Origin of the sequence: Nocardia sp. NPDC052112 (assembly GCF_040680135.1) — a bacterium.
Taxonomy (GTDB): domain Bacteria; phylum Actinomycetota; class Actinomycetes; order Mycobacteriales; family Mycobacteriaceae; genus Nocardia.
On record NZ_JBFAWD010000008.1, the window covers coordinates 199,109 to 223,803 of the forward strand.

A 24,695-nucleotide genomic window follows, 5' to 3' on the forward strand; every position below is an offset into this window, starting at 1 on the left:
AACTCGAGGATTAGAGGGCGACTACGTCGGTTACGCGATCTGGAGTCGTAGCGTGCGCGGAGTCCACGACACGGTTGCCGAGAACCGAATCGATCGCACACCGTAGTTCTTTCGCTGCCGTGCCCTCGTCCCAGACCGGGGCGGCATGGCGCCATGCGACGTACCCGTCGGGGCGGACAAGAATCGCACCAGCTTCGTGAACTTCTCGTAGTCGTGCCCAGTCGAAGTAGAGGTCTGCGGTGTCGGTTGCGCCAGTGATGACGGTGGTGAGATACGGCCGGTCGAGTAGTTCGACGGCGCGCGCCCACGCTTGGCCGGCGACGCCGGTGATGAGGGTGAACCGTCCGCTGCCGGTGATGTCGAGGGTGGAAATCCGTCGCCCGGTGCGGTCGATGAGCCAAGCGTGTGGAATCTTCGCACCGGGCCGTGTTGTGGCCTTCAGGAAAAGCTGGGAATCCTTCTCGAACGTCTCGGGTCCGGCTTCGGAGTCGGCGATCACCGCACCGGATTCGTATCGGTGATTGAGCTCGATTCCGTGTGCGTTGAACTCGAAATTCTTCAGCTCCATTGCCTTTCGAAGCTTTTCGCGGACCTCCGCACCGGCGGGACCGGGGTCGTGAAATCTCGTCAAGCCCGCGGACAGCGGATCGGTGTGACCGTCGACGCGCAAGCAGGCATTGAAAGGTGTGTAGTCCAGACGAGATTGGTTCGCGCGTGCCACAATCTGGGCGCCAACTGGTTGGCGCTCGAGACTGTAGGAGTCGAGCAAGGACTCATCGGCGTAGCCGCAGATGACGTAGGCCAGTTTCCAAGCCAGGTTGAACCCGTCCTGGATCGAAGTGTTCGAACCTAAGCCGCTGCTCGGAGGGTGCCTGTGCACGGCGTCCCCGCCGCAGAACACACGTCCCTTGGAGTAACTACGAGCCACGGCCTGATTGACGAGCCAGGTCGAGGTCGATCGCACCTTTATCTCGAGTCCGGGATCACCGACCAAAGCCCGAACCTTCGCCAGCACTGTGTCCTCGGAGCGATCCGGCTCGCCCGCGGCAAGGTCGTACCCCCAACCGGCGATCCAGGTGTGCCACGGACGCACCGCACGCAGCAGACCCATCCCGATTTCGCCGAAGTCGGCACTCGAGGTGACGATCCAGTTCAGGATGCTGGGTCGGTGCTCGACATACCGCGATAGATCGGCTTCGAACAGGACATAGACCGTGCCGGCTCGGGCGTGGTGACCATCGAGTTCGAGTCCGAGTTCGTCGACGATCTTGGAACGGGCACCATCCGCGCCGACGAGATAGCGGGCTCGCATCGAATAAGTGCGCCCGGTGAGCAGGTCTTGCAGTTGCGCGGTTACTCCATCGGCGTCCTGGGTGTGGGACAGGTACTCGGTATTGAATGAAGCGGTGGCTCCGCGATCGGCGGCGTTCTTGAACAGCACTGGTTCCAGATACATCTGAGGGATGTCCAGCATCGGGCAAGGACTTCCCTTGATGTAATCGCCGATCCGGTCGTCGCCGGTACCCCACGTCCTCAGCCTCGCGATCTCCGGCCCGGACAAGCTCGTCGTGAACAAGGTGTCGCCCATCAGCTCCCACGGTGTCGCAGACTGGGCAGCTTCCTGTTCCACACCGAGGTCGCGCAGTACCTCGACAGTGCGCTGATTGGTGATATGTGCGCGCGGCGTATCGGACAACCAGTTCCACCGGTTGACCAGGTGGACGCGAATTCCATAGGTGGCCAACGCAAGAGCTGTGGCCGAACCCATCGGCCCGGTCCCGACCACGAGCACATCGGTATCGAATGCATTACCGTTCAACACAATTCACTCCTTGGCATTGGCAGGCGCGCTCGACGGCAAGGCGTCGAGTACGTCCTGGACGGTCACTATCTCGGCGAGAAGTCCCAGCGAGCCCAGCGAAGCGGTATGAACCTCTGGGCTGGCGGCCGCGCAGGCATCGTCGACGACCACGACTCGATAGCCGAGGTCGCTGGCAACACGAGCGGTTCCTTCGACAGAGAAGTTCGTCGCGACGCCGCAGAAGACGAGGGTGTCCACATCTCGGTCACGCAGCGTTGCGTCCAGATCGGACTCAGCGAAGCCACCGACCCGCTGATGCGTGATCACGATGTCCCCGTTATGCGGCGCCACGTCGCCGACGATCTTGGCGAGCCGACTGCCGTCCTTCAAACATCCTGTCTCGGCGACGATTCCGAGTATCGGGGAGTTCGCATGTAAGTCGGAGAAATCCGGCCGCCATGCCACGCGGGTGTAGACGATTGTGCCGCCCGCAGCGCGAATCACGTCTGTCAGGGTGGCAATGCGACCGAGTACTCGGCGTTCGGCTACCTGTTGATAGAAGAAGGAGGCAAACGCGCCGTCCGGTCCGACGATGTCTCCTTGGCAATGGACCGCCACAACGGCTGTGGTGCGAGGGTCGAGCTCCATGACGTTCTCCTGAACTGGAATGCTAGCGTGCTAAGACGCTAGCTGGGAACTCAGCCGAACTCAAGTGCTAGCATGCAAGCATTCTTGGTTCGGGAAGGGTGCCCAATGATCGAAAACGGCTACCGACCGCACGAGCAATCGGGTGGCAAGGGGACCTCAGCTGGCTCCGCAGGCTTTGCTGTCGGCTCGGCTTCCGCACGTCTTTCGGGTGCGCGCCTGTCGACGGCACTCTATGAAGCGGTGAAAGAGCGTCTCCTCGAAGGACGGTACGCAGCGGGGGAGAAGATCGTGGTGGAGGCGTTGCGAGAGGAATTCGGCGTGAGCAAGCAGCCCGTTATGGAGGCGCTACGTCGGCTGTCCAGCGACCATCTCGTACGCATCATTCCGCAAGTCGGATGCGAGGTTGCTCGTTATAGCCCGCAGGAGGTCGAAGACTTCTTCCTGCTCTTCGGTGGAACTGAAGGCGCCATCGCGGCCGTCGCAGCGGTGCGCCGTACCGAGGCCCAACTCCATCAGCTTCGGCAAATGACAGATTCTGCTGATCATTTGGTCGATTCGATCGATCCGCGAGATCGTGCGCGCGGATATCTCGCCCATAACCGCAAATTCCATGCAGCTATTCATGTCATGGCGCACTCCCGGATCATGGTCGAAACCAGTCAGCGGCTGTGGGACATGTCCGACTTCCTCATAAGTACTGCGGGGCTGGACAATCCACTGGCAGACGCCATCCCGCACCGGCAGCGTGATCATCATGAGATCCTCGACGCAATCGCCGACCAAGATGCCCTGGCTGCTCGTCAGGCGATGGAGGGGCACATCACCGGGACGATCCAAATTATTCGTGACGGCGGCGCGCCGCCAGACGCCACCGATTGACGTGCAAGTTCGGTCGAGAAGGCATGGTGAGAGGTGTCAAGGATGACAATCTCCGCCGCCGGACATGATCGTGACGATCGTGCCGCCGTAGAAAAGGCGATCAGTTTGCTGGCCGCGTTCGGGCAGGAGGCGAGTACTGGCGTTGGTGTCAGCGAGCTTGCTCGCCGCGCGCAGCTGAGCAAGTCGACCGCGTTCCGCGTGCTCGGGGTGCTGGAGCGAATTGGAGTCGTCGAACGTGTTGGTACCGGCTATCGACATGGAGCCAGGTTGCATGAGCTCGGCTCGGTCGTGAACGCGCCCGAGCACGATTTGGTCCGCGACTTGCTACTGCCGTACCTTACCGACCTGTACGAATCGACTCACCACACCGTTCATTTGGCGAGGCTCATCGGCACCGACGTTGTGTACCTCGCGAAGATCTACGGCCATCGCACCGTGGTGGCGCCTTCGCGAATCGGCGGCACGCTACCCGCCCACGCCACAGCAGTGGGCAAGGTCCTACTGGCTTACCATTCCCTCACTGCGGCAAAGGCTTTGAGCGCTCCTCTGAGCGCACTTACGGAACACACACCATCACCGACGTATCAAGGCTCAGTGAGGAATTGGGCGCGATTCGGTGCCGCGGTGTCGCCTACGACAATCAAGAAAGCCGAGTCGGACTGTGCTGCGTCGCGGTACCGGTGTTCGACAAGCGCGGCCAGGCCGTCGCCGCGCTCTCCGTCTCCGGAGTGCACGGACAGCTCGACGTCCATCGCTGCGAGATCGGCCTCCGCCGTGTCTGTGCCCATGCTTCCAGTGCGCTGTCACGTGTCCGGTTGCCCCGAACAATGTGATCACAACGCTTTGTGTCGGGGCCTATATAGGTAGGTGCCGGTCACGAACGCGATGGGAGCGCCATCGACCGGCGATATCTCCGATTGCGCCGAAAGAACTGTTCGACCCGACGACAGTATTCTCGCCACAGCTACCACGGGTTCTCCCGTGGTATTTCCGATCAAATTAGTGCTCAAATGGACGGCGAGCGGGAATCGGGAAGGATCGCTATCCTGCATATCCAGCAAGCCTAGCATCGAATTTGCCACGTCCCCCAACTGAATAAGTGAACCAGCGGCGAAAACGCCGGTGGGCTGGGCAATCTCCGGCCGCCAATCCATAATCAAATGGACCGCCGATTCGGAGGCGTATAGCGGCCTGATCCCAAGGGTCTGGGCAAGGTCGACACCATCTGGCGGGACGGTCCTATCCCACAATTCGAAAAGCTTCTCAGTCCTGGCTTCGTTGTCTACCATTTACTTCCCTGTCGTTCTGCCGCGGACCGTGGCTGTGGCCGACGATTTCCGGTGGATGACGAGTGTGACCACTGCCGATGGGGGCAGCGTCTACGGCATGTCTTTTCCGCTGGCCATTCCCGCTTCCTTGTGTGACATTGTTTTGGGTGAGATGCCGAAGTCACATTTGAAGCCGCGAGCGCGGTCGAGATGTGATCCCGTTCCAGAGATCGACCAGCCTTGCGGCGGCCCGCGAATTTGTCGCCGTTGAAATCGGCAATCATGATGCTAACGATGCGGCTGCAGAAAAGGCAGCTTCGAAACACTCGCCAGCCGGGAACGACAGTCGCGAGGCCAGACGGAGTCCGGCCATATTTCTGCTCCACGCGTCGATTGCGCTGTTGTCTCGATCAAATGGGCCCCTACTTCCACTGACTGGCGCATATTCAGAACGCGCATCGAGTCCGAACGTCAGTAAACACCTGCAGGCCGCGATCCGCAGCGAGGCGTGCCGTTAAGCGGAACGCGATTGAGCCGCCGCGACTAGGTTTCATCACCCCGCCCGCCGGTCGCTTCCGACGACCCGCGAATACCGCTGTACTTGGCGGAGTTCGCCGCCGAACATGTTTCGTCGGGTTTGTGGCCGGTTGGTTCGGCCACTTCCGATGCCGTCGTGGAGATGATCGTTGGTGTTGGTGCTGAACGTCGATCCTCCCACGGACTGATCAGTCTCATGAACCTCGTTGTGGGGGTCAGGGGTTCGAGTCCCCTTAGCTCCACAGAAATAGCAGGTCAGGCCCGGTCTAAGACCGGGCCTGACCTGTTTTATTGTTTCTTCCCCCCGTTTACCCCCCGTTTTGGTCTCCGGTCCTGTTCGCTGGTGCCTTCTATCGGGGTCGGGCCGTCCCGCTGTGTCCACCGAAACCCGGTTGTCGCGATCGGTAGCAGATTGCCGTCACAAACCGCAGGGATGCCGTGCGCACATGTTGAAACAGTGCCACTGGTGACGATCTGGCCGCGGTCCAGCGCGGTCTGCTCTGTCTCGAGCCTACGTGGCGCCGTGGGCGCATCCTGCGTGTTGAGGTCGCCGCCGTGCACCCGATCAGGGGTTGGGCTGCACGCCGCGGTTGGCGTGAGACGAGGCAGTTGGTCGGGCCATGCGCTCCGCAACTCCTCTGCACCCGTGCGTTCACGAGGATGATCGGCGACATCCTCGTGTCGTGAGCATCACCTACACTGGTCATAGCTCGGTGTCGGTGTCCACGCTTACAGTAGTACTGTAAGACGGAACGGTGAAGGTGGTGACTTGATGGCAACCAGTGATACGAGCTTCCTGGAGTACCTCCAGCTGCAGGATGGTCCCGAGCTCGTGACGAAATCAGAGCTGATTGCCGCCGTCCGGAAGCAGGGCCTCCGTCTGACGGCTCGCCAACTGACCTTCTACGCCACTGAGGGACTGGTACCTCACAGTGTGAGAGTCGGCTCCCGAGCCGGGGTATATCCGAGGATCGTCGTCGACCTGATGACCTGGATTCTGCGGGCTCGCGACATCGGAGTGTCGATTGAGGCTCTACGTGAGCTCGAACCGGTGTGGATGTTCCTCATTCGTGCACGGACCTCGGAGGTGCTCGATCTCAACGAGCTTGAGTATGTGGCGCGCCAGCACGTCAAGCTGACCGAGGCTGCGATCAATGTGCCCAGGTTGGTGATCGACACTCTGGGGCAGCTCCCGGCCCGGAAGGTCAGGATCGTCGACAAGAACAACGAGGGTAGGTGTTCGACGGATTCGTCGACGACCATTGGCTTTGCGATCGCCCGGAGGCCGGTGGACGAAGAGGGGAACGTGGCCGACGCGAAGTGGTTCGTGGCAACACGCATCACTCTGGCCTTGCCGATGAACTACTCGACAGACCCGACGACGGTCGTGCTCGGTTTGAAGCCGAACGAGAAGCTTCCACCCGACCCTACGATCCGGATGGCTGAGGCATCGCAGGAAGAGGTGAGCAGCTGACGGGCACGCAAAAACAAGGGTGAGACGGGTATGTCCAGTACCCGTCTCACCGTGAAGGTCGCTACGCAACCTGTCCTTGCAACGACAGCGTACGGCCCTCGCTTCGATGAGAGAACACAAACACCGAAGATCGAGGTAACAATCACCATGGCAATTCGAATCACGGCGGTACACCTGGAGGGCGGCAACGCCCACTAGCACATCCAGGAGCTGCGGTGGGTCCTTCAATCCTCCGGCAAGGTCGACCAGAGCAGCCGCCAGTCGATCGTCAGCTGGATCGAAGAAGGCGGGAAGGCATTCGTCGAGGAACCCGGGGCTCCCCGGGTCGAGGTCCGCGTGGTCGATCCCGGCGCAGGCCGGGCGATGTACCTGCAGACCTACGCCGACGGAGTGAAGACCAACAACCTGCTGCACCTTCCCCATGACTGATCTCGATCGGTAGGTCGAGATTGATCTCACCGAGCACGGCGTAGGAACACGTGTGCCTGCGCCGCGCCGGGCACGCCTCGGTGGGATGCAATCCCTCGGGATCGAAGCCGTTCGTTGGGTAGGGGCGTGTTATCTCGGCGCGGTCGATCCTCGAAGCGAAGTCCCACGCCGAACGGGGGAGATCGCAACCGATGCGGCGTCCGCCCTTCTTCCAGACGGCCACGACCGGCGGGCGGGGTTGCGCACTGCCGCCGCCCGGCCAATGGGTGGTCGGGCCTTTCAGCGGTAGCGGTGTCGGATTCCCCAAGACGCTCCGCACGGCTCGCCGCCTCGGCGAGCCGTGAACTCAGCGCGGTCTACAGAGCGGTTCGCGACTCATCACACAAGCTGAATACACACCGTTGATCGGAGGCCGACACCGCGGCGACCCGACCGACACGTCCACACCGGAGGTCTCCGATGAAGCTCACCGACCACTTCAACGTCCTGCTCAAGGACACCGTCAACCTCGGCCAGACAAAGCTGGACCTGCTCGACTTGCGCGTCGAGGCGGTCTACAAGGCGCTGAAGGCCGATGGACAGATCGGTTCACTCATTCTCGGCAAGACGCCCCAGGGTTCGTGGGCGCACAAGACCATCATCAACCCGGTCGGAAACAACGAGTTTGACGCGGACTTCATGCTCGAGATGAGCGAGAACCCGGACTGGGCAGACAATCCCAAGAAATACATCGAGGAGGTATACGCGGCTCTGCACCGCCACAGCACCTACGGGAACATGCCGCACTCACGCAAGTGCCGCTGCGTCCGCCTCGTCTACGCGAACTCCATGCACCTCGACATCGTCCCGCACCTCAACCTCGCCGATGGACGCGAAGTCATCGTGAACCGTGACGACAACGATTGGGAGCTCACAGACCCCCAGGGCTTCACAGACTGGATGAAGCAGAAGGACGCGCTCGCGAACGGCAACCTTCGCGAGGTCATCCGACTGATGAAGTATCTGCGAGATCACAAGAACTCGTTCACCGGAACACGATCCATCCTCCTGACGACGCTGCTCGGCGAGCAGGTCACCGAGGTGCGTACGCTGCTCGACCCTGGCTACTACAGCGACATTCCGACGACCCTCCTGCACGTCGTCAAAGACCTCGACGACTGGCTTCGAGCGAATCCGACCACGCCTCCTGTCGCCGATCCGTCCGGGTCTGGTGTCTTCTTCGGGCACCGATGGGGTCCTGATCCCGAGACAGCGCAGGCGACGTACAGCTACTTCTGCGCCCGCATCCGTGCCCACGCTGCCGAAATCGAGGAAGCGTACGAGGAGAAGAACAAGGAGCGCAGCGTTGGGCTCTGGCAGGGCATCTTCGGTGATGGGTTCAAGGCGCCGACCCCGTCGTCCGGCAGCGCGAAGTTCCCAGCGGCAGCCCCAGCCGCCGCTTCCTCTGTGGGGCGGTCTGGCCGCGCCGGATGAGTCGCAACAACCGGGCCACGCTGTCGGCCTGGCAGAAGCAGCTCCTTGTCGAGCTGAGGTCGCTCGCCAGGGAGCGACCTCACGACGTGCGGATCGTCCATCGGCCTCAGCTCAAGGGTGACGGCGACGTCGTCCTCCGGCTCCGGCTCCACACCGCGGGTATCCCACGGAGCCCCGGCGGGTTGGAACTCGGAGATGACGAGGAGTTCATCGTCAGGATTCCCCCTTCGGTGTTCCTACCCCCGAGCGCAGAGGTTGACCACACCCGTTTCCTCGGCTTCCCTCATGTCCTCCAAGGACAGCGGCTCTGCATCTACCTCGATCCCTCCCGCGAGTGGCGCCCATCCGACGGGATCGCCGGATTCCTCAGCCGACTATGGGACTGGCTTACCGACGCCGCCGCCGCATTCGATCCCTCGACCGCGATGTACCACGCTGTCGGAGGAGTGCTCCACCACGCGGACGACACGCCCACCATCGTCGTCCGTGAACCCGGCCCATCGAAGCAGCATCAGATAGCTCGGCTCATCACTCGCTCTCCGTACCGGTACGACCTCACCTACTCGACCGGCCGCACCGGGCACCGCACACCCGTCTTCACACTCACGAGCGATCTCCCCTTCGGCGCGGCATCCACGTTCGCCTTGTTCCTATCCCTCCTGGACGACCCGTACCTTGACCGCGCCGAAGGACGGCCGCCACGCGTGTCGCCTCAGTCACCAGCGTTCCTCACATCACTCCTTGCCAGTGCTCTACGGAACCCCGATGGCGCCGAGCAGTACTTCGTGCTCGCCGTACCCCACCCGGCAGGTGGACCGCACCATCTTCTCGGCGGACGACTCCCCGCAGTGACCGCCGATGCACTCCGACGCGTCGCCAAGAAGCACGGCACCGCGGTCAATCTTGATCCCGCGAACATCAACGCCAACATCCCCATCGAATGGTGCAACATGTCCGATGAACGGCAAGAGGTCACAACCCGGCGCGACGACAGCCGACCCGTCAACGGATTTCAAGGAAAAACCGTTCAAATCTGGGGGTGCGGCGGTCTGGGTTCGTGGATCGCCGAGTTCATCGCACGCGCCGGAGCCACCACCATCACCGTCTGCGACCCCGGCACCATCACCGGCGGACTTCTCGTGCGACAGAACTACACCGAAGCCGACATCGGTCAGACGAAGGCGCAGTCCCTCGCCACGCGGCTCAGAGCGATCCGTGACGATCTGACGGTCACCGTCGCCGAAGGGGTCGTGCCTGACGACCCGGTCTCCATCCTTGCGGCGGACCTCGTCCTCGACGCCACTGTCAGTCACGGCATCACCACTTACCTCGACACACTCGCCGGCCAAGAACGCACGGCGCTCATCGCCCAGGTCGGCACAGACGCCAGGACGGGAACCCTCGGTATCGCCAACATTTGCACACCGGGCTCTACCCGTACACCGTCTGAGATCGACGATCAGGCAGGACGCTCGGTGCTTGCCGACGGCGGGCTGGAGCTTTACCACCCGCTCTGGCAGGAAACAGTCGGCGGCGACGAACTGATCCCCACCAGAGGATGCTCCGTACCCACATTCCACGGTTCGGCCGCAGACCTCGCAGCCGTCGCCGCGACGCTCGTCAACATGATTGGAATCCACATGCAACAGCCAGAATCGGCCGTTTCTGGGACCCACCTCATTGCCCTGCCACATGCACCAGCTGGCGCACGGCATCACTTCCTTCCGGCTGTGTCGGGCAACCGCCCATGACGCGTCGCCGGGTTCCCCTTTCCGGGGCAGGCCACAACACCCACTGGGCCTCCGATGGCAGGCGGCCACCGGTACGGAATTCGAGGTATCTGGAGTGAATCAATCGTGAGTAGAGAACCGATCACAGCGACGACAGCGAGGACAGTGTGGGCGCGGTCGGCGGGGCGGTGCGCGATGTGCGCGACATCGTTGTTGGATTGTGAGTGGGGGGACGTGACCGTGTCGGTAGCGGAGTTGGCCCATAACGTTGGCGCGACCGACACTCCTGGGTCACCGCGCGGTCGGTCGGAGATACCGGTCACCGAACGCAACCACCCCGACAATCTGTTGTTGCTGTGCCACGGTTGCCACCGCAAGATCGACAACGCCGATCTCCGTGATCTCTACACCGTGGACGTACTGCGGGAGATCAAGTCCCGGCACGAGGACATGGTGATGGCGGCAACCGATTTCGCGACCCAGCATCGCAGCTTGATCGTCACCACTCGCGCCAGCGTCCGCGGTACCACGACCAAAGCATCGAACAGGCAGATCGCGCAGGCTCTCATCGAAGCCCGCCGGGCCCCGTACTCGGTTGACGGCCGCCAGATCCGGGTAGAGATCGACCTGACCGATTCTGAGTCCGAGCCCTGGGTATGGGAGCGCGGTTGCCAACGCATCGATGAGGCGGTCGCGCGACTCGAAGCCGACACCTGCGGTGGGGCAGTCGACCACGTGTCAGTCTTCGCGCTGGCACCGATCCCGTTGCTGACGTACCTCGGTCACCGCCTCGACGACAAGTACGGTGTGGAGGTTCACCGCCGTGACCGCGTCGATTCCGACACTGCCTGGTGTTGGCCGCGAAACGAGAACGCAGACATTAATTTCACCACCTCCCTCGATGACACCGAATCGGACGCCCGCGAGGCGGTGGTTCTTGTGTCGGTAAGCGGCACCGTGACCCGCGACCGCATCCCGGAAGGCCTGGCGCAGCTGCCGGTGCTGGAACTACGCCCCGACGGCGTGCTCCCCGGCTTGGACGCGATCGGTTCCCGCACCGATCTCCAACGCTTCTCCGTAGCCTGGCGGCAGCTGCTCGCACTGGTCGAACAACGCCTTCCACAGGCGCGGACCCTGCATGTCCTCGCCGCCGTTCCCGCGCCGGCGGCGGTGAACATGGGCCGCTACCGCCCTCGCATCGTCAGCCCAGCGCTGGTGATGTACCAGCGCACCGATGCCGACACCTTCGAAGCCGCCGTAAAGATCACCGAATGAGGCCCTGCCGCAGCCTAGTAGGACATGAACCCCAAACCTCGGTGCGACGGAACCAGTGCACCGAGCGGACGTCCTCCCTGCGAGGCGAAGTGCCGGCGAGCTCCCGCACGGCGAGACCGAGGCTCTGCTTCCCGGCATGCTGTTGAGCTCTCGGCCGACCAGGTGAAGTGCATGTCGCAGGTTCGTGACCCGGTCCACACGAACGACCGGAACGCGGCATAGAAAGACGTTTAGTGCGTCGGTTTCCGGGACGTGGGGAACGTCCTCCTGATGCGCTTGTCGGGCTTGGTGCCCCATCGCAAGAGCAGGAGGACGTTCCATGAGTAACGGTAGCGGTGTGTCCCGGGGTGATCGAACTACCGGTGCGGCTTCTGCGTCGGGCATGGTAGCGCGGTTAGCGGCTATGAGAGCTGCTCGTTGTCTGGCCGAAGAAGAAGCCGAGGATCAGCAAGAACGCGCTGGCCAGGATGTCGGGCACGGCGGTGTGGCTGGCCATGGCGTAGATCAGCGCGATAGTGATCACGAACAGGAGCACAGCACCGATTAGCACCGCCGCGGGTTCGCGTTCGAGCAGCGACTTGCGCATGTCCCACCTGCGTTTCTGCACTTCGAGGCTACGCAGTTCCTTGGTAGCTTCGTCTTCTTGAGCTTGAAGTTCGCGCGCGAGGTTCTGTTGCTGTAACGCGAACTCGGCGACCAAGTTCGAGAGTTCTTGGCGCGCAGCTGGGTCCTGCCCTCTCTGCCAGACTCGCATGAGACCAATCGGTATGTTGGTTTTGTAGAGTCGAGCAGGGCGAGATCAGGGATATCGTGCAGGTGACGTTGAGTGCGGCTGATCTGCCCGCCGAGGATGGTGTGGTGGCAGCGAGGAAGAAGAGCTCGAAGGGGAAGCGGTCGACGCGGCGGCGGTTCACCGCGGAATACAAGGCCGCGATCGTGGCTGAGTACGAGCAGTTGACCGAGCCCGGCGCCAAGGGCGCGTTGCTGCGGCGGGAGGGCCTGTATCACTCCCATGTGATCGACTGGACCCGTGCGCGGGACGCGGGCGCATTGAATGGGTTGTCCTCCAAGCAAACCGGTCCGAAACCGGCGAAGACGGCGGCGGAGCGGGAGAACGAGCTCCTGGCCGCGAAGCTGGCGGCGACCGAGGCCGAGCTGGTCAAGACGCAAAAGGCGTTGCAGATCATGGGAAAAGCACACGAGCTCTTGGAAATGCTCTCCGAGAGCGCGGATTTCGAGCACAAATGGTCGAAGTGATCGACGCGGCCACCGTCGAGCTGGAACCTGTGACCGGAACCCGGGCGGCCTGCGCGTTGACCGGGAAGTCGCGGGCCACGCTGCACCGGCATCGCCACCCGCGACCACCGCTGCAGGGGCTGCGACGGCCGGTGGTGCACCCGGCGGCGTTGTCGGCCGCCGAGCAGGCCGCGGTGCTGGCACAGTTGCGCAGCGACCGGTTCATCGACAAGTCCCCGGCGCAGGTGTGGGCCACTTTGCTGGACGAGGGCACCTATCTGTGTTCGATCTCGACGATGTATCGGCTGCTGCGCGGGCACGGTGAGGTGCGTGAACGCCGCCGCCAGGCCACCCATCCGCCGCGCACCAAACCCGAGCTGGTGGCGACCGGCCCGAACCGGGTGTGGTCATGGGATGCGACCAAGCTGGCAGGCCCGTTCAGGGGCGTCTACTACACGCTGCTGGTGATGCTGGACATCTTCTCCCGCAAGGCCATCCATTGGACGGTCGTGCCGGGTGAATCCCGGTGGATCGCAAAGCAATTCCAGATCGACGCGATCGCCGCCAACAACGGCATCGTGCCCGACTACATCCACGCCGACAACGGCGGACCGATGACCAGCAAACCGGTCGCCGAGCTGCTGATCGACTTGAACATCATCCGTTCGCACTCGCGTCCCCACGTGTCCAACGACAACCCCTACAGCGAAGCGAACTTCAAGACATTGAAGTACTGTCCGGCGTTCCCGCAACGGTTCGCCTCCATCGGTGAGGCGCAACGGTTCTGCGTGGCGTTCTTCACCTACTACAACACCGTCCATCGGCACTCCGGGATCGGATTACACACTCCCGCAACGGTTCACGATGGCACCGCCATCGAGATCCGCGCCGCACGCGGCGCGATCCTCACCGCCGCATACGCCGAGAACCCGACACGGTTCCGGCGGCCACCCACCCCACCCAGACTGCCCACAACCGCTTGGATCAACGAGCCCGCGAAGGAGAACATCAACACAGAATTCGTGGCCTGAACGGTCTCACCGGGTTTGACAGGTTCCGCTGGACTTTCTCCTGGACCGCTTCCTTAAGCTCCGCCATCTGTTCCTGTCCCGACAGGCGGCTTAGTAGGTTGGTTGCATACTTGCGTCGTTCGCGCAACAGCGCTAGATGCGCTCGATTCTGCATGTACCCGTCCTCGGAAACGGCAGCAGCAGAATCTACTTCAGTCCGAATGATGGCGTCGTTGAACAGCTCGATCGCCGTTCGCAGCTCGGCGATCGAGTACCGGTTCAGCGCGTTGACAGAAAGGTCCATCCCTGCAGGATCTGCTCGGGACGGATCCGGTTTGTTCAGTGACTCCATTACTCACCTGTGTTCACAAGGTCTGTCTCGGTCTGCCGACTGGGATCGTACGGCCTCTAGTGTTTGGGCACCGGCCTTCCAATTACCAATCCTGACCAAATCACCGTGTTCGGTGTCGTCCTGTCCGGAACCCGACGAACCGTAGGTAGATCCGACAGCGAGAAGTCGCCCCCGCAACGAATCCGGAGGGCGACTTGCGCACGTGCGCACGGGCACCCATGATTTGCGGTGCCGCATGTGGCGCGGACCGAACGTGGTCGAAGCGTTAGTCCCAGGACGGGCGCTGCGCCAGCAGGTGGGGGAATTCGGTTTGCAGCACGCAGAATTCGTTGCACCAGGGATCTCGCAGAACCCAGAAGTCGTAGCCGCGTTCCTGCTGATGGTTCCACCTGGCGGCGCCGAGCGACTCGAGGCGACGAACCTCGGCCTCAACATCGTCGGTTTCGATGTCGATGTGTACCCGTTCCTTCGACACCTTGTCGTCCGGGGTCACTTGCAGCAAGATCCGAATCTCGGAATCGGGCAAACGCAGACGCCGGTAGACACCGCGGCTGGTGGGACTTACCGGTTCCTCGTTCGCGCCGAGGGCGCGTCCCCAGAACACGACTGCTTGATCGAGATCGGACACATCGATGACGATGTGGCACAGTCGACTTCGATGACTCACGGCCCGAAGCGTAGCTGGGCCCTTCGATACGCGTCGAGCAGGATGCCGCTGCTAGCCGGGCTGGAACGGGCACTCCATCGCTCGGTTACGGTGCTGTCCGGACCGGCGAACTGGCGGCCGGAGAGCCGCCCTGCTGTCGATTACAGGACATTCGGGCGCTGGTCGGGCGCGGGCGCATCGTGGCCGTGGTTTGCCCACGCCGCATCGTGACAACCTTCAGAATGGCGATGTCGCCTCTGCTCGATTACGTCCGGCATAGATTCCTTGGCGAAGTGAATCAAATAGCGCAGCAACGTATTTCGTGGTCAGGAGAGTGTAGTGATTCAGGTCAGGGCGACCAGCGAGTTCGGCGAGCTGCAATCGGTGCTGATGCGGTATGCAGGGCCGGTCACGCTGGATCTGTCGTGCTCGCAGGAGTTGGATCCGGTGCATCGGCGCCAGCTCGAGACCAGCAAGTGGGCACCATACTCAGTGGACGGGGTTCGCGCCCAGCAGCAGAGCTTCATCGACCTGCTGCGCAGCCGCGGTGTCGAAGTAGTGCTCGCCGGTCAGGCGCCGGGGTCCTATGCCCAGCATTACACCCGTGACTTGGGGTTCGTGGTCGATGAGGTGTTCGTTGCGGCCCGGTTGAACTCGGGGAGGCGCCAGGGCGAGTTCGCGGGGTTGCGGCGTGTGGTCGAGCAGATCGGTCGGGTCGCCTACCTGGATGCCGGGACGATCGAGGGCGGCGACGTCATGCTCCACGACGGCTATGTGCTGGTTGGGCTGAGCGAGGAGACTTCGCTGGCCGGGATCGGCGCACTGCGGTATCGGCTGGGCCAGTTCGGTATCGAGCGGGAGGTCAAACCGATCGAGTTCGTTTGCGATGGCATCGTGCACCTGGACGACCATTTCAATATCGTCGCGCCGCAGGTGGCGCTGGTGCATCCGGCGGTGTTCGACGACGCGCAGATGCGCTGGTTCGCTGCACATTTCGATCTGATCCCCGTGACGGGCGAGGAAGCCTTGGCGGTGGAGGTGAACGCGCTTGCGCTCGCTCCGGGAGTTGTGGTGGTCGCCGAACGCAGTGAACGGATCGCCGGCGAGCTGGAGACGCGGGGGATCGAGGTGGTTCCGGTCGACTATTCCGAAGTTACCAAGATCCCAGGAGCGTTCCGCTGTTCCACGTTGCCACTGGTCCGGTCGCGCACCGCAGCGCCCGGTGGCGGCTAGGCCGCGGGGAGCAGTTGGAACGGCGCTTCAGCGACGCAGGTGCCGTTGATCTGGATGTGCAACCGCCCTGGCCCGGGGGTGAGGTTGCGGCTGGCCGTTGAGCGCAACTTCTGTGTCCGGGTCAGCGCTCGGGATTCACCGGGCGCGAGTTCAGTGGTGGTCCATTTGAATACTGCTTCGCCGTGTCCGGAGCGGGTGCGGGGGTATTGCACGACATAGTCGATGATGACGCGCTGCGTGCTGAGGCCGGTTGCTCGAATTGTGCAGTCGAAGACCAGAGCTTCCCCGATCGCGACCGCGGGTACATCGATGCGTAGGCTGGACACTTCGACAGCGGGTGAGGTGGATAGTCCGAGGAATTCGAAGGCGCCGTAGTGGCCTTTTTTGACGAGCGTGCGTAGCGATTGTTTGATGATGAACTTCATTTCGGTCGGACGTTGTTTGTTCGATGCCCGCCACCGGTCCAGCACAGTTAATGCGAGGTCTGGGTCGGTGCGGGTGATGTCGTTGATGTGATTAGCCACCGATTGCGTGACGAATCGCGAAGTGTCGGTGTAAAGGTTGTCCAACATCGGGATTGCCGCATCGACTGGGAGGGTGATTCGGGGTGACCAGGGCAGGATCGGGCGTGTTCCTTCACTGGCCAGGCGACGAACGTGATAATCGGGATCCCGACTCCATTTCATGACGGCTTCCAAGGTGGCATCGGGGAACGCGTTGAGGAAATAGCGCAATGCGTCTTCGGCGGTGAAATGTTTTGTCAGCTCTTTCAACGCATTCAGAGATGACTCGAGGTATGCGGGTGTGCAGCCGTAGCGAGCGACGAAGTCCGAGTACGGTGCGTAGGTGTAGATGCCGAAGTCGCTGCCTGTGAAAGTGGCATCGTCGTGCGGGGGCAGCGCGGCCAGGATGGCTGCGGTCGCGGCACCGATGTCGGCGGGCAGATAGGACGCTAATGTGTCGGCGACACAGGCGATTCGGGCCTTGAGCTCCAGGTCGGGTAGCCCTGCCATCACGGTCGCGACGAACCCGACGGCATCGAACCGCGGTTCGGCGCGTGAGAGGTCGGCGGCAAGCGATTCGACGCGCGCCCGGTTCATGGCAGATTCTTTCAGTGGAATCCCCTGACTCATGCCGGAATGATAGCCCATCCGCCCCGGCCGATCCCGTAACTACGAGCGTGCAGACGAGATCACCAAAACCGCTGCGGCACTGGGTTATCGGTCAGCCGACTGCGCTTGAATCGGGTCATCAGTTCGGCACGATGTTGATAGAATTCTGCGGTGAGTCGCTATCAAATCGACCCCCTGAACTCAACATTCGGTGCTCTCGTTCTGGGTATCGATCTTTCTCGGCCGCTGGACGATTCGGATGCGTCCTGCCTCGTCGGCGATCTGCTGAAGTTTCGGGTTCTGGTGGTGCGAGATCAGATCTTGTCTCATGAGGATCATATCCGGGTGAGCCGATTGTTCGGTGAGCCGGAAATTCATGTGCAGGATCAGTACACGGTTCCCGGTTTCGGTCAAATCGTGACGATCAGCAATATTCATCGCAACGGCGTACCGATAGGCATGTACGACGGAGACAACGAGCAGGAGTGGCACACCGACCTGTCGTGGAAGCCAGCGATGAGCGCGGTGTCACTGCTGTATTCGGTGATCGCGCCCGGGGTCGGCGGTGAAACCCGCTTCGCCGACACGACCGCGGCCTATGACGATCTTTCGGCCGAGTTGCGCGCCAGGGTCGACGGGCTGAACGCGGTGCACTCGATGGTGTATTTGTTCGAGCGGCAGGCCGCGGACAACCCGGTAAAGGTGCCGCTCACCGAAACGCAGCGCGCGCAGGTGCCGGATGTGGTGCATCCGCTGGTGCGGCTGCATCCGCAGACCGGACGCCGGTCGTTGCTGTTGGGCGACATGATCCTCCGCGGCATCGTCGGCGTCGATGAAGCCGAGTCCGGGCAGTTGCTCGATCAGTTGCACGCTCACGCGACCGCCGAGCGGTATGTGTATTCGCACCGGTGGGCGGTAGGCGATCTGGTCATCTGGGACAACCGGGCCACGATGCACACCGCCTCACCATGCGATCACACCCGTCATCAACGCCTGCTCTACCGCACTACAGTTATGTGAGCTGCGATCGCCGCGCCGAGCACACGCTCGGCGCGGCGACCCGCCCAGATCAGGCGCCGGCGTCGATGGTTTCGATCGTCGGCAGCCATGCGACCGCGTTGTCCTTGGAGCCCTGGTGAACTGGGGTCAGTCCGCTGTGGTCATCCAATGCCATCATCGTGATGCCCATGAATGCGCCGCCGTCGTCGACCGCGGCGACGAGCGAGCCGCAGGTGGGGCAGAACCCTCGGCGGGTGGTCGGGTACGTGTTGTACCAGTTCGGTTCACCGCCCTCGCCGGTCCATTCGAACTTCTCGAGCGGGAAATCGACCCAGGCGGCGACCGGGCCGCCGGCCAGCTTCTGGCAGTGCGGGCACGAGCACAAATGCGGCCAGATCGGCTCAGCATCGGCGCGGAACCGGATCCGCCCGCACAAGCAGCCACCTTCATGCATCAGACGCGTCCCTTCTTCGAAAGTTGTTGGCAGGGTGGAGAAGTCGACAACCGCGCGGGCAAGGAGACGGGCGCGGCTTGGGCAAGCGTAGAGCAGTCGGCCCCATAGGTGCGGGACCACGGGCCGAGTTGGGGGAGCGCGCCGAGGCTCGGTCAATAGCATGTTGATGGCTGGAATCGGGTTATGTCGTGGATGCCGGTCGCGGCCATGCAGAGCCGTTCGATGCCGATTCCGAGGCCGACGCTGTTGGCGGGCACGGCTCCGGCCAGGATCGCCTTTTGCACGAGCGCCTGCTCGGGGTTGTAGAGCCCAACACTGGTGGCCCGTCGCACGAATTCGCCTGCGTCGGTTTCGTCTTCGTATCCGTGCAGCACTTCGATGCCGTCGACGAAGACCTCGAATCGATTGAGGATGCCGGTGGTGTCGGGGCGGCGTTTGGCGCAGGGTTCGTTTCCGCCGAGGGGCATCTCGAGCAGGAACGTGGCTGTACCGGTGGTCTGTGGTTCGAGTTCGGTGGTGATGTAGGCGTCGAGCAGCTCGTGCAACGGCGTTTCGACGGGGAGCCCGAGGTGTCGCGTGATCGCCTGGGTGTGTGGTTCGAGCGTTTCGTGGGTGAGGTCGATACCGAGGGTCGCCGCGATATGGTCGGTCACCGATATTCGCCGCAGCTCGCCGGGGTAGGCGAGTGAGATCAATCGTTCCGCGAGCTCGATAAGGAATTCGTAGGTCTCGTGGGCGGCGTAGAGGTCCAGCATCCAGAATTCGCGGCTGTGGGTGGTGTCGGGCCGATCGGTTCGAAAGCAGGGCCCGATTTCGAAGATGCGCGGGGCGTGCTGGAGGTTGTAGCGCAGCGCGGGGCCGATCATGCTGCGCAGGAACCCGCGCTCGCCGAGCTCGGCGGCAGCGCGCTTTCCGGTGAGATCGTCGGCTCGGCGGAATGTGGGTGTAGTGAGTTCTTTGAAGCCGTTGTCGCGCAGCAGACTTCGGATCCGCCACAGCAGTTCGGATTTGAAGTCGATTGTCGCCGCGGGCGTCGCCCAGCTGGTCTGTGGTGGTGTCTCGTTGGTGGTCGTCATGCGAAGTAGTCCTCGAATCCGCCGTCTCGCACGGTGTCGAGTGTGAAGCAGTGGAATCCACCACCGAACAGCCGACGATGGCGGTGACGGACCGGGATCACGGTGAGGCCGTGCTTTTCGAGGGTGCGCATCAGGTCCGGGCACAGCGAGTTCACTACGACGGTGTCCTCGTCGATCGACAGCACGTTGATATCGATATATCGGCTGGCGAGGTTGAATCCGAAGCCGTTGTAGTCAGGGAAAGCGGACTCGTCCTGCTCGGGCGGGCAGACTATGTCCCACCGCTGCAACGGTTCGGGCAGTGATTGCAAGTAGTCCATCGATCGCAGCATGAGCAGCCCGGGACGCAGCGGGACGACGATGCTGTCGATGTGGCTGTCGGCGATCGCGTCGAGCCGGTGCATCCGGAACTTCGGGAACACCCGTTGCAGCCAGGTGAAGCCGAGTTGATGGTTGGCGTTGGCGACGTTGACCAGCACGTCGCGGCCGAGGCGGATGCACTGGGCGCCGTCGAAGATGAGCTCGTGGCCCAGTCCGGGCAGCTCACGGGTTTCGGTGTCGTCGGTGACGCTGGCCAGATCCATACCCGCACGGTCGAAGTACGAGGTATCCAGAGTGCCGCGGGCCAGGGCGGGCCTCGGCATTGCCAGCCAGCCTGAGCCCTGTTCGAGGTAGCGGTAGAACAATGGCTTGAGGTAGTCGTTCTCGAACATCCTGGAGCGGATGTGCGGGGCCGTCTCGACGATGGTGTCGCCGAGCACGATGGTCTGGTCACGCACGTTCAACGGCGGTGTTTCTGGTTCTGACCACCACGGCGAGGCGACGGTAGTTCGAGTGGTCACCGGTTGCGGGCGCAGGACCCGGACATCGGCGTCGGTGAGCGCGTCGACGAACCCCTCGACGTCCTCCTCGAGCTCATGGACGAGTTGGTCGGGTATCGGCAGTTCCCGGCCGTCCCCGACGTTCACGGTCGGGCGCACGTTGTCGAGGTAGAACATCCGAAACGATGTGTCGAGGGGATGGGAGGTGTAGGAGGCGGGGTCGCCGACGACCACCTCGCGCAGGCGTGTCCACTCGTCATAACTGTTGACGCCGCAGCCGGGCTCGATCATGGGTGTCCTGTTCGAAGAGTCGGGGTGGGCAGCGGCCCACCATTGCTGCATATCCGTTGCGCCGTTGTGGGTTGCTCGGCGGTGGGAAAGGGGTGTGGCTGGATGTTCTGGGATGGGTGTCAGCTGGATGGCTGAGGTTGGCGGGTCTGGGATTGCAGGCGCGCGACGATGTCGTCGAGCACGCTGGGTATGCCGGGTGTGGATCGACGCCGGAAGAAGTACCCACTGCACCAGGGGACTTCGTTCCATCGGGGAAATTCCGCGCGCAGGATCGCTTCGGCTTCGGGCAGCTGGCGCCAGCCGATGTTGGGGAACCAGTGGTGGATCGGGTGATACATGTCGTCGTTGTGGCCGCCGAGCAGGTGCCGGGTGAGCGCATGGGAGGTCCAGCCGCGGGTCTGCAGGATCGGGTCATCGGCCTCGATCAGTCCGGCGTGGTTGCCCAGGTCGGTCAACCACGTGATGATCGGGCGCACCACGATCAACGGCAGGGCCCAGTAGAGGCCGAATGTTGCCAAATGCCCTACTGCAGCGGCGGCGATCGCGGCGGCCGACCAACTCGCCCATCGAGCACCGGCGGCTCTCCAGCTTTCCTCACTGGATTTCGCTGCGAGGGTGAGCAACCCGTATCTGGGTAGCTCCCATATCGCGTTCTTGATGATGACGTGGACGATGAATGCGTTCTTGTTCGGCTGAGGGCAGTGGGCATTGCGATTCAGGTACGAGCGCAGCATCGGGTCTTCTGGTGATCCGAGTTTCGCGTGATGCACGCGGTGGCTGCGCTTGTACGGGGTGAAGGGTTCTCCGAGCGTCAGCGTCAGCAGATGTCCGAGTACCCGGTTCGCCCGTGGCGAGCGGGTGAGTTTGGTGTGGATGCACTCGTGGGTCAGATTCGACAAATGGCGTTGCCGCACACCTACATAGAGGACACATACACAGGAGACAACGGGGTTGGCGGCCATGATGGCGACGGCAACGGTCGCGGCGACGGCGGCGTAATCGCGAAGCAGATCCAGCGGGCCCTCGGATCGGCCGTGCGCACACAGATCATCGAGGCGCCGAGTCACATCGGTGCCGAATTCACGCCGGATCCGGCCAGCTGCACCTGCCGTTGCTCGCCGGTGTGGCCTGCGCGCCAACACATTCATGCGGGTTAGCTCCACGGTAAGGTCGAACGAAGTCGGATCCGCTCCTGCTCGGGATAGGACTGAGCGAGATCGCGTACTTCGAAGCGAGTGACTGGACGAAAGGCCGGTGGGCCCGGCACTCGACGCGGTCGCAGAGTCTCGCGACGCTGCCGGGCCTCCGGTCCCGTCGTTAGGCGTCGGGTCGGGCTCCGGACTTCAATGCGTCGGGGCGCACCCCGTCCTTGAGTCCGACGTCGGGTCGGACTCCGGACTTCAAAGCGTCCGGGCGGACACCGTTTTTCAGCGTCGTGTCGGGGCGGACACCGTTCTTGAGCGTCGTCGGCATCAGATATCTCCTTTGTTGTGGATGGGTTACTGCAGGGGTATGAGGTTCTGGGCTGCGGTGCCTGGCAAGGTGTTGGCGCGAGCCGCCAGATCTGACCACCATCGCGCCATTCCTTCGAGGATCTGGAGGAACCCGTCGACGATCTGCGGCAGGTCAAGGTAGAAGGAGCGGCTGTCTCGGATGAAGCGGGCAATGCCTTCGATGTGTGCGGCTTCGACGCTGAGGCCCTCGACCGCGGCGGCTTCGTGGCTCTCATCGAGGTGCAGCGAGTAGTAGTAGTCGAGCGCCGCCAATTCGCCACTGCGCTTGCCAATGGTTAGCTCGCCGTAGCGGTCGGTAATGGAGCGCAGCAGCTCGGTTTCATTGATCGCCACGCCCTCGGTGGCGTAGTACCCGCCGCAAATCCTGCTGGCCGACGAGCCGTCCACCATCCAGTCGTGCAACGACACCAAGGTCACTGTCTCGGGCGCGGGGACGTGCCCGTTCACCAGCAGTCCGAGATCACCCAGCAGAGCGCCGGAGTACAACGTGTAATGGGCGGCGACCTTGCCTCGCTCCCCGCCCTCTTCGAGGTGGTTGCGGCGGAACTCATGGGCGAGTTCCATGCACGCTCCCTGTACGGTGTCCGCGGCCCGGCGTAGGAAATCGGAGTTGTAGCGAGCGAAGACCGAGAGCTCCAGGATGTAGAGCGCGGCTTGCTCTTTCGACAACGTGTCGGGTGAGACCTCGGTGATGATCTTTTCGAAAATGTCGTCCATCATCGGCGCGAGGTGCTTATCGACGAGTTCGTCACCGTCGACGTCGGGCTTGTTGAGCAGGATGCGGTGGATCGCGTTCCGGGTGGCGGGGTTCTCGGCGAGATACTGCTGGACCTTCGATTCGTTGGTCGGCATGGTGTTACCTCGATTCGTCGGTGAGCACTTGGATTCCACCGGTTCCCAGCAGGCCTTCCAGCGTGGAGGTGCTACGAAGCGCATCGGTGAGTTCGACAGCGGCGCCGTCTGCCAGTGCGCTGAGAGCGCGGCCCCAGTCTGGCGATTCCGGGACGCTGATAGTGACGCCTCGGACGGTGACGACGACGCTGAGGCTGTCGTCGATATCGCGCGTGCTGTGGAGGGTGAACGGTGGCCGGACGCGGATCGAGTTCCCGCCTGCGGCAAGGGCTTCAACAGCTTCGCGGGCGGAGTCGCTTCGCGCGAGGTCGTGCTCGACCGACTCCCAGCCGCCGTTGCTCAGTAGAGTGTGCCAGCGCTGTTCGATGTGTTCGTGTACATGGCTGGCGAGCGGTCCAGAGGCTTCGATCAGCATGGCCCCTGCCGCTTTGGCGAGCCGATCGGAGATGGGGCGGGGACCGGCGGACAGTGCATGCATCGGCGACGGAACGTCGGTGTTGTTCGCGACCGAATCCAGCAGTTGCGGAAGGATGGACATGGTGAGTAGCCGCGCGTCTGGATACGTGTACAGCGGGATCGCGACCGAAATAGAGAATTCGTCCTGCACGCCGACGTGGAATACGTGCCGCGGCAGAAACAGGACAGAGCCGGGCGTGAGGTCGAACCGCTGCCCCTGTTCGAGTAGCCATCGGTAGTCGCCAAAGGTCGGGTCGCCGCCGCCGGTCAATTCCTGGTACCGCGGACGCGACCAGCAGTAGAAATGCTTTACGCCAGGGCCCAAGTGAACCAGAAACGCGTCCTCATGGCCTTCGTGGACACCAAAGGCGGTGCCGGCGTAGTTGCCTGCGAAGGCAACCTGTTCGCACCCGCCCATGGGAACGCCCCAGCCCGTGAAGGCAGACTGAATCAGCTCGCCGAGCACCGACGACAAGACCGGCGATGTCGTTTCCAGATTGTTGATCACCAGACTGAAGCGCTCGGCGCCACACAAACGCCGCATCCAACCTACGAACTCCTCGTCGGCTTCCCACGAAGCTGACAGAACGGCGTTCACGACATCGTCGCGGCGATCCTCACCTACGTAGACACGGGTCCGGGCGCTCGTCTGCTCGCCGTTGGCAGCGGCTCGGCGCAGCCGCCGGAGTCCTTCCAGGACGTCGTCGGAACCCAATACTTCAGCGGGCACAAGGTTCTCGAACAGCACCGGCGATGTCGCCGCGGATGTCTCGGTGGGGAACCGCGTCGACCAGAACTCGGCCGTCGGCGGCCATGTCGCGGCAAGGTCTTGTGCGGTGGTCATGACGTCGGCCTTGTCGCCGGTGATGTCGTGCGGGTGTTCAAGCTCCGACTCCTCTCCTGCGGCACAGCCTCGAACCAACGGATGGCGATCCCAGCTGTGGTCGACTCACATGCGCGGCGCGCGCTCACCGCACGCGATGTCTATTTCGTGCGGGCGTTGCCAACCCGAGACCCACCAGCGCGCGACCGGTGTTGTTGTGGTGGTGCCCACATCAAGACAACCGCTGGCCGTAGGATTCCGGGAGGGGGCAACTACCTTTGAGGCTCTTGTTGCCCCCTCTGTTGT

The 24,695-nt window shown here is 62.8% G+C and carries 24 protein-coding genes and 1 pseudogene; 12 read left to right on the forward strand and 13 right to left on the reverse strand.

The features are described 5' to 3' along the window. Positions 1-10: 10 nt before the first annotated feature. Positions 11-1,822: an FAD-dependent monooxygenase gene (locus AB0L58_RS18180; protein WP_364387956.1), complete on the reverse strand. Its 1,812-nt coding sequence runs from the start codon at positions 1,820-1,822 to the stop codon at positions 11-13. 3 nt (positions 1,823-1,825) lie between these two features. Beyond that, on the reverse strand, positions 1,826-2,449 hold the full coding sequence (locus AB0L58_RS18185) for an isochorismatase family cysteine hydrolase (RefSeq protein ID WP_364387958.1): 624 nt from the start codon (positions 2,447-2,449) through the stop codon (positions 1,826-1,828). Between the two features lie 105 nt (positions 2,450-2,554). On the opposite strand from AB0L58_RS18185, the gene AB0L58_RS18190 reads away from it, so the two are divergent. The 8 genes and pseudogenes from AB0L58_RS18190 to AB0L58_RS18225 all read left to right on the forward strand — a co-directional run bounded on the left by AB0L58_RS18190 (position 2,555) and on the right by AB0L58_RS18225 (position 11,514). Then, complete coding sequence (locus AB0L58_RS18190; protein WP_364387960.1) at positions 2,555-3,328, forward strand: GntR family transcriptional regulator; 774 nt, start codon at positions 2,555-2,557, stop codon at positions 3,326-3,328. Between the two features lie 42 nt (positions 3,329-3,370). After that, a pseudogene (locus AB0L58_RS18195) lies at positions 3,371-4,161 on the forward strand (IclR family transcriptional regulator). Positions 4,162-5,905: 1,744 nt separating this feature from the next. After that, on the forward strand, positions 5,906-6,607 hold the full coding sequence (locus tag AB0L58_RS18200; protein WP_364387962.1) for a MerR family transcriptional regulator: 702 nt from the start codon (positions 5,906-5,908) through the stop codon (positions 6,605-6,607). Positions 6,608-6,817: 210 nt separating this feature from the next. Then, positions 6,818-7,036 (forward strand): DUF3892 domain-containing protein, encoded by a 219-nt coding sequence (locus tag AB0L58_RS18205; RefSeq protein ID WP_364388267.1) that lies wholly within the window; start codon positions 6,818-6,820, stop codon positions 7,034-7,036. 191 nt (positions 7,037-7,227) lie between these two features. Then, the gene (locus AB0L58_RS18210; RefSeq protein WP_364387964.1) at positions 7,228-7,380 is read left to right on the forward strand and encodes a hypothetical protein; all 153 of its coding nucleotides are present in this window, start codon (positions 7,228-7,230) and stop codon (positions 7,378-7,380) included. Positions 7,381-7,495: 115 nt separating this feature from the next. Then, positions 7,496-8,509 carry a cyclic GMP-AMP synthase DncV-like nucleotidyltransferase gene (locus AB0L58_RS18215; RefSeq protein ID WP_364387966.1) on the forward strand — a complete coding sequence of 338 codons (1,014 nt, stop codon included), beginning with the start codon at positions 7,496-7,498 and terminating at the stop codon, positions 8,507-8,509. Then, positions 8,506-10,260: a ThiF family adenylyltransferase gene (locus tag AB0L58_RS18220; RefSeq protein WP_364387968.1), complete on the forward strand. Its 1,755-nt coding sequence runs from the start codon at positions 8,506-8,508 to the stop codon at positions 10,258-10,260. Before AB0L58_RS18215 ends, AB0L58_RS18220 begins: the two co-directional genes overlap by 4 nt. A 213-nt stretch (positions 10,261-10,473) precedes the next feature. Then, positions 10,474-11,514: an SAVED domain-containing protein gene (locus AB0L58_RS18225; protein ID WP_364387970.1), complete on the forward strand. Its 1,041-nt coding sequence runs from the start codon at positions 10,474-10,476 to the stop codon at positions 11,512-11,514. 394 nt (positions 11,515-11,908) lie between these two features. On the opposite strand, the gene AB0L58_RS18230 is transcribed toward AB0L58_RS18225, so the two are convergent. Next, a complete protein-coding gene (locus AB0L58_RS18230; RefSeq protein WP_364387972.1) occupies positions 11,909-12,214 on the reverse strand; it encodes a hypothetical protein in 306 nt (101 codons plus the stop codon). A gap of 116 nt (positions 12,215-12,330) precedes the next feature. Here AB0L58_RS18230 and AB0L58_RS18235 point away from each other — a divergent pair, with 116 nt between their 5' ends. Beyond that, positions 12,331-12,771, forward strand: a complete 441-nt coding sequence (locus AB0L58_RS18235) for a transposase (RefSeq protein ID WP_364387974.1) — start codon at positions 12,331-12,333, stop codon at positions 12,769-12,771. Continuing rightward, on the forward strand, positions 12,768-13,781 hold the full coding sequence (locus AB0L58_RS18240; RefSeq protein WP_364388269.1) for a DDE-type integrase/transposase/recombinase: 1,014 nt from the start codon (positions 12,768-12,770) through the stop codon (positions 13,779-13,781). The genes AB0L58_RS18235 and AB0L58_RS18240 overlap by 4 nt, the downstream gene beginning before the upstream one ends. On the opposite strand, the gene AB0L58_RS18245 is transcribed toward AB0L58_RS18240, so the two are convergent. After that, a complete protein-coding gene (locus AB0L58_RS18245; protein WP_364387976.1) occupies positions 13,759-14,064 on the reverse strand; it encodes a hypothetical protein in 306 nt (101 codons plus the stop codon). The two genes, AB0L58_RS18240 and AB0L58_RS18245, sit on opposite strands and share 23 nt — an antisense overlap. A 313-nt stretch (positions 14,065-14,377) precedes the next feature. Further along, on the reverse strand, positions 14,378-14,779 hold the full coding sequence (locus AB0L58_RS18250) for a VOC family protein (protein WP_364387978.1): 402 nt from the start codon (positions 14,777-14,779) through the stop codon (positions 14,378-14,380). 318 nt (positions 14,780-15,097) lie between these two features. Here AB0L58_RS18250 and AB0L58_RS18255 point away from each other — a divergent pair, with 318 nt between their 5' ends. Further along, positions 15,098-15,991, forward strand: a complete 894-nt coding sequence (locus tag AB0L58_RS18255; RefSeq protein WP_364387980.1) for an arginine deiminase family protein — start codon at positions 15,098-15,100, stop codon at positions 15,989-15,991. Here the strand turns inward: AB0L58_RS18255 and AB0L58_RS18260 are convergent. Next, the gene (locus tag AB0L58_RS18260; RefSeq protein WP_364387982.1) at positions 15,988-17,124 is read right to left on the reverse strand and encodes a hypothetical protein; all 1,137 of its coding nucleotides are present in this window, start codon (positions 17,122-17,124) and stop codon (positions 15,988-15,990) included. The genes AB0L58_RS18255 and AB0L58_RS18260 overlap by 4 nt on opposite strands. 150 nt (positions 17,125-17,274) lie before the next feature. Here AB0L58_RS18260 and AB0L58_RS18265 point away from each other — a divergent pair, with 150 nt between their 5' ends. Beyond that, a complete protein-coding gene (locus AB0L58_RS18265; protein WP_364387984.1) occupies positions 17,275-18,123 on the forward strand; it encodes a TauD/TfdA family dioxygenase in 849 nt (282 codons plus the stop codon). Positions 18,124-18,172: 49 nt separating this feature from the next. Here AB0L58_RS18265 and AB0L58_RS18270 read toward each other — a convergent pair whose 3' ends face one another. From AB0L58_RS18270 to AB0L58_RS18300, 7 genes are all read right to left on the reverse strand, one after another. Next, entirely contained in the window at positions 18,173-18,538 is a 366-nt protein-coding gene (locus AB0L58_RS18270; protein ID WP_364387986.1) for a GFA family protein, read from the reverse strand. Between the two features lie 170 nt (positions 18,539-18,708). Next, positions 18,709-19,632 (reverse strand): amino acid--tRNA ligase-related protein, encoded by a 924-nt coding sequence (locus AB0L58_RS18275; protein WP_364387988.1) that lies wholly within the window; start codon positions 19,630-19,632, stop codon positions 18,709-18,711. Then, positions 19,629-20,744, reverse strand: a complete 1,116-nt coding sequence (locus tag AB0L58_RS18280; protein WP_364387990.1) for an inosamine-phosphate amidinotransferase 1 — start codon at positions 20,742-20,744, stop codon at positions 19,629-19,631. The genes AB0L58_RS18275 and AB0L58_RS18280 overlap by 4 nt, the downstream gene beginning before the upstream one ends. A 119-nt stretch (positions 20,745-20,863) precedes the next feature. After that, entirely contained in the window at positions 20,864-21,892 is a 1,029-nt protein-coding gene (locus AB0L58_RS18285) for a fatty acid desaturase (protein WP_364387992.1), read from the reverse strand. Between the two features lie 169 nt (positions 21,893-22,061). Continuing rightward, the gene (locus AB0L58_RS18290; RefSeq protein ID WP_364387994.1) at positions 22,062-22,217 is read right to left on the reverse strand and encodes a hypothetical protein; all 156 of its coding nucleotides are present in this window, start codon (positions 22,215-22,217) and stop codon (positions 22,062-22,064) included. Between the two features lie 26 nt (positions 22,218-22,243). Next, positions 22,244-23,110 carry a DUF3865 domain-containing protein gene (locus AB0L58_RS18295; protein ID WP_364387996.1) on the reverse strand — a complete coding sequence of 289 codons (867 nt, stop codon included), beginning with the start codon at positions 23,108-23,110 and terminating at the stop codon, positions 22,244-22,246. 4 nt (positions 23,111-23,114) lie between these two features. Continuing rightward, positions 23,115-24,314, reverse strand: coding sequence for a cupin domain-containing protein (locus AB0L58_RS18300; RefSeq protein WP_364387998.1), 1,200 nt, complete (start codon positions 24,312-24,314; stop codon positions 23,115-23,117). Between the last annotated feature and the right edge of the window lie 381 nt (positions 24,315-24,695).

Excerpts from the sequence above, each read along its gene's own strand:
- AB0L58_RS18185 (WP_364387958.1), bottom strand. The coding sequence starts at position 2,449 with ATGGAGCTCGACCCTCGCACCACAGCCGTTGTGGCGGTCCATTGCCAA.
- AB0L58_RS18190 (WP_364387960.1), top strand. The coding sequence starts at position 2,555 with ATGATCGAAAACGGCTACCGACCGCACGAGCAATCGGGTGGCAAGGGG.
- AB0L58_RS18200 (WP_364387962.1), top strand. The coding sequence starts at position 5,906 with ATGGCAACCAGTGATACGAGCTTCCTGGAGTACCTCCAGCTGCAGGAT.
- AB0L58_RS18210 (WP_364387964.1), top strand. The coding sequence starts at position 7,228 with ATGCGGCGTCCGCCCTTCTTCCAGACGGCCACGACCGGCGGGCGGGGT.
- AB0L58_RS18215 (WP_364387966.1), top strand. The coding sequence starts at position 7,496 with ATGAAGCTCACCGACCACTTCAACGTCCTGCTCAAGGACACCGTCAAC.
- AB0L58_RS18220 (WP_364387968.1), top strand. The coding sequence starts at position 8,506 with ATGAGTCGCAACAACCGGGCCACGCTGTCGGCCTGGCAGAAGCAGCTC.
- AB0L58_RS18245 (WP_364387976.1), bottom strand. The coding sequence starts at position 14,064 with ATGGACCTTTCTGTCAACGCGCTGAACCGGTACTCGATCGCCGAGCTG.
- AB0L58_RS18260 (WP_364387982.1), bottom strand. The coding sequence starts at position 17,124 with ATGAGTCAGGGGATTCCACTGAAAGAATCTGCCATGAACCGGGCGCGC.
- AB0L58_RS18275 (WP_364387988.1), bottom strand. The coding sequence starts at position 19,632 with ATGACGACCACCAACGAGACACCACCACAGACCAGCTGGGCGACGCCC.
- AB0L58_RS18280 (WP_364387990.1), bottom strand. The coding sequence starts at position 20,744 with ATGATCGAGCCCGGCTGCGGCGTCAACAGTTATGACGAGTGGACACGC.
- AB0L58_RS18285 (WP_364387992.1), bottom strand. The coding sequence starts at position 21,892 with ATGAATGTGTTGGCGCGCAGGCCACACCGGCGAGCAACGGCAGGTGCA.
- AB0L58_RS18290 (WP_364387994.1), bottom strand. The coding sequence starts at position 22,217 with ATGCCGACGACGCTCAAGAACGGTGTCCGCCCCGACACGACGCTGAAA.
- AB0L58_RS18295 (WP_364387996.1), bottom strand. The coding sequence starts at position 23,110 with ATGCCGACCAACGAATCGAAGGTCCAGCAGTATCTCGCCGAGAACCCC.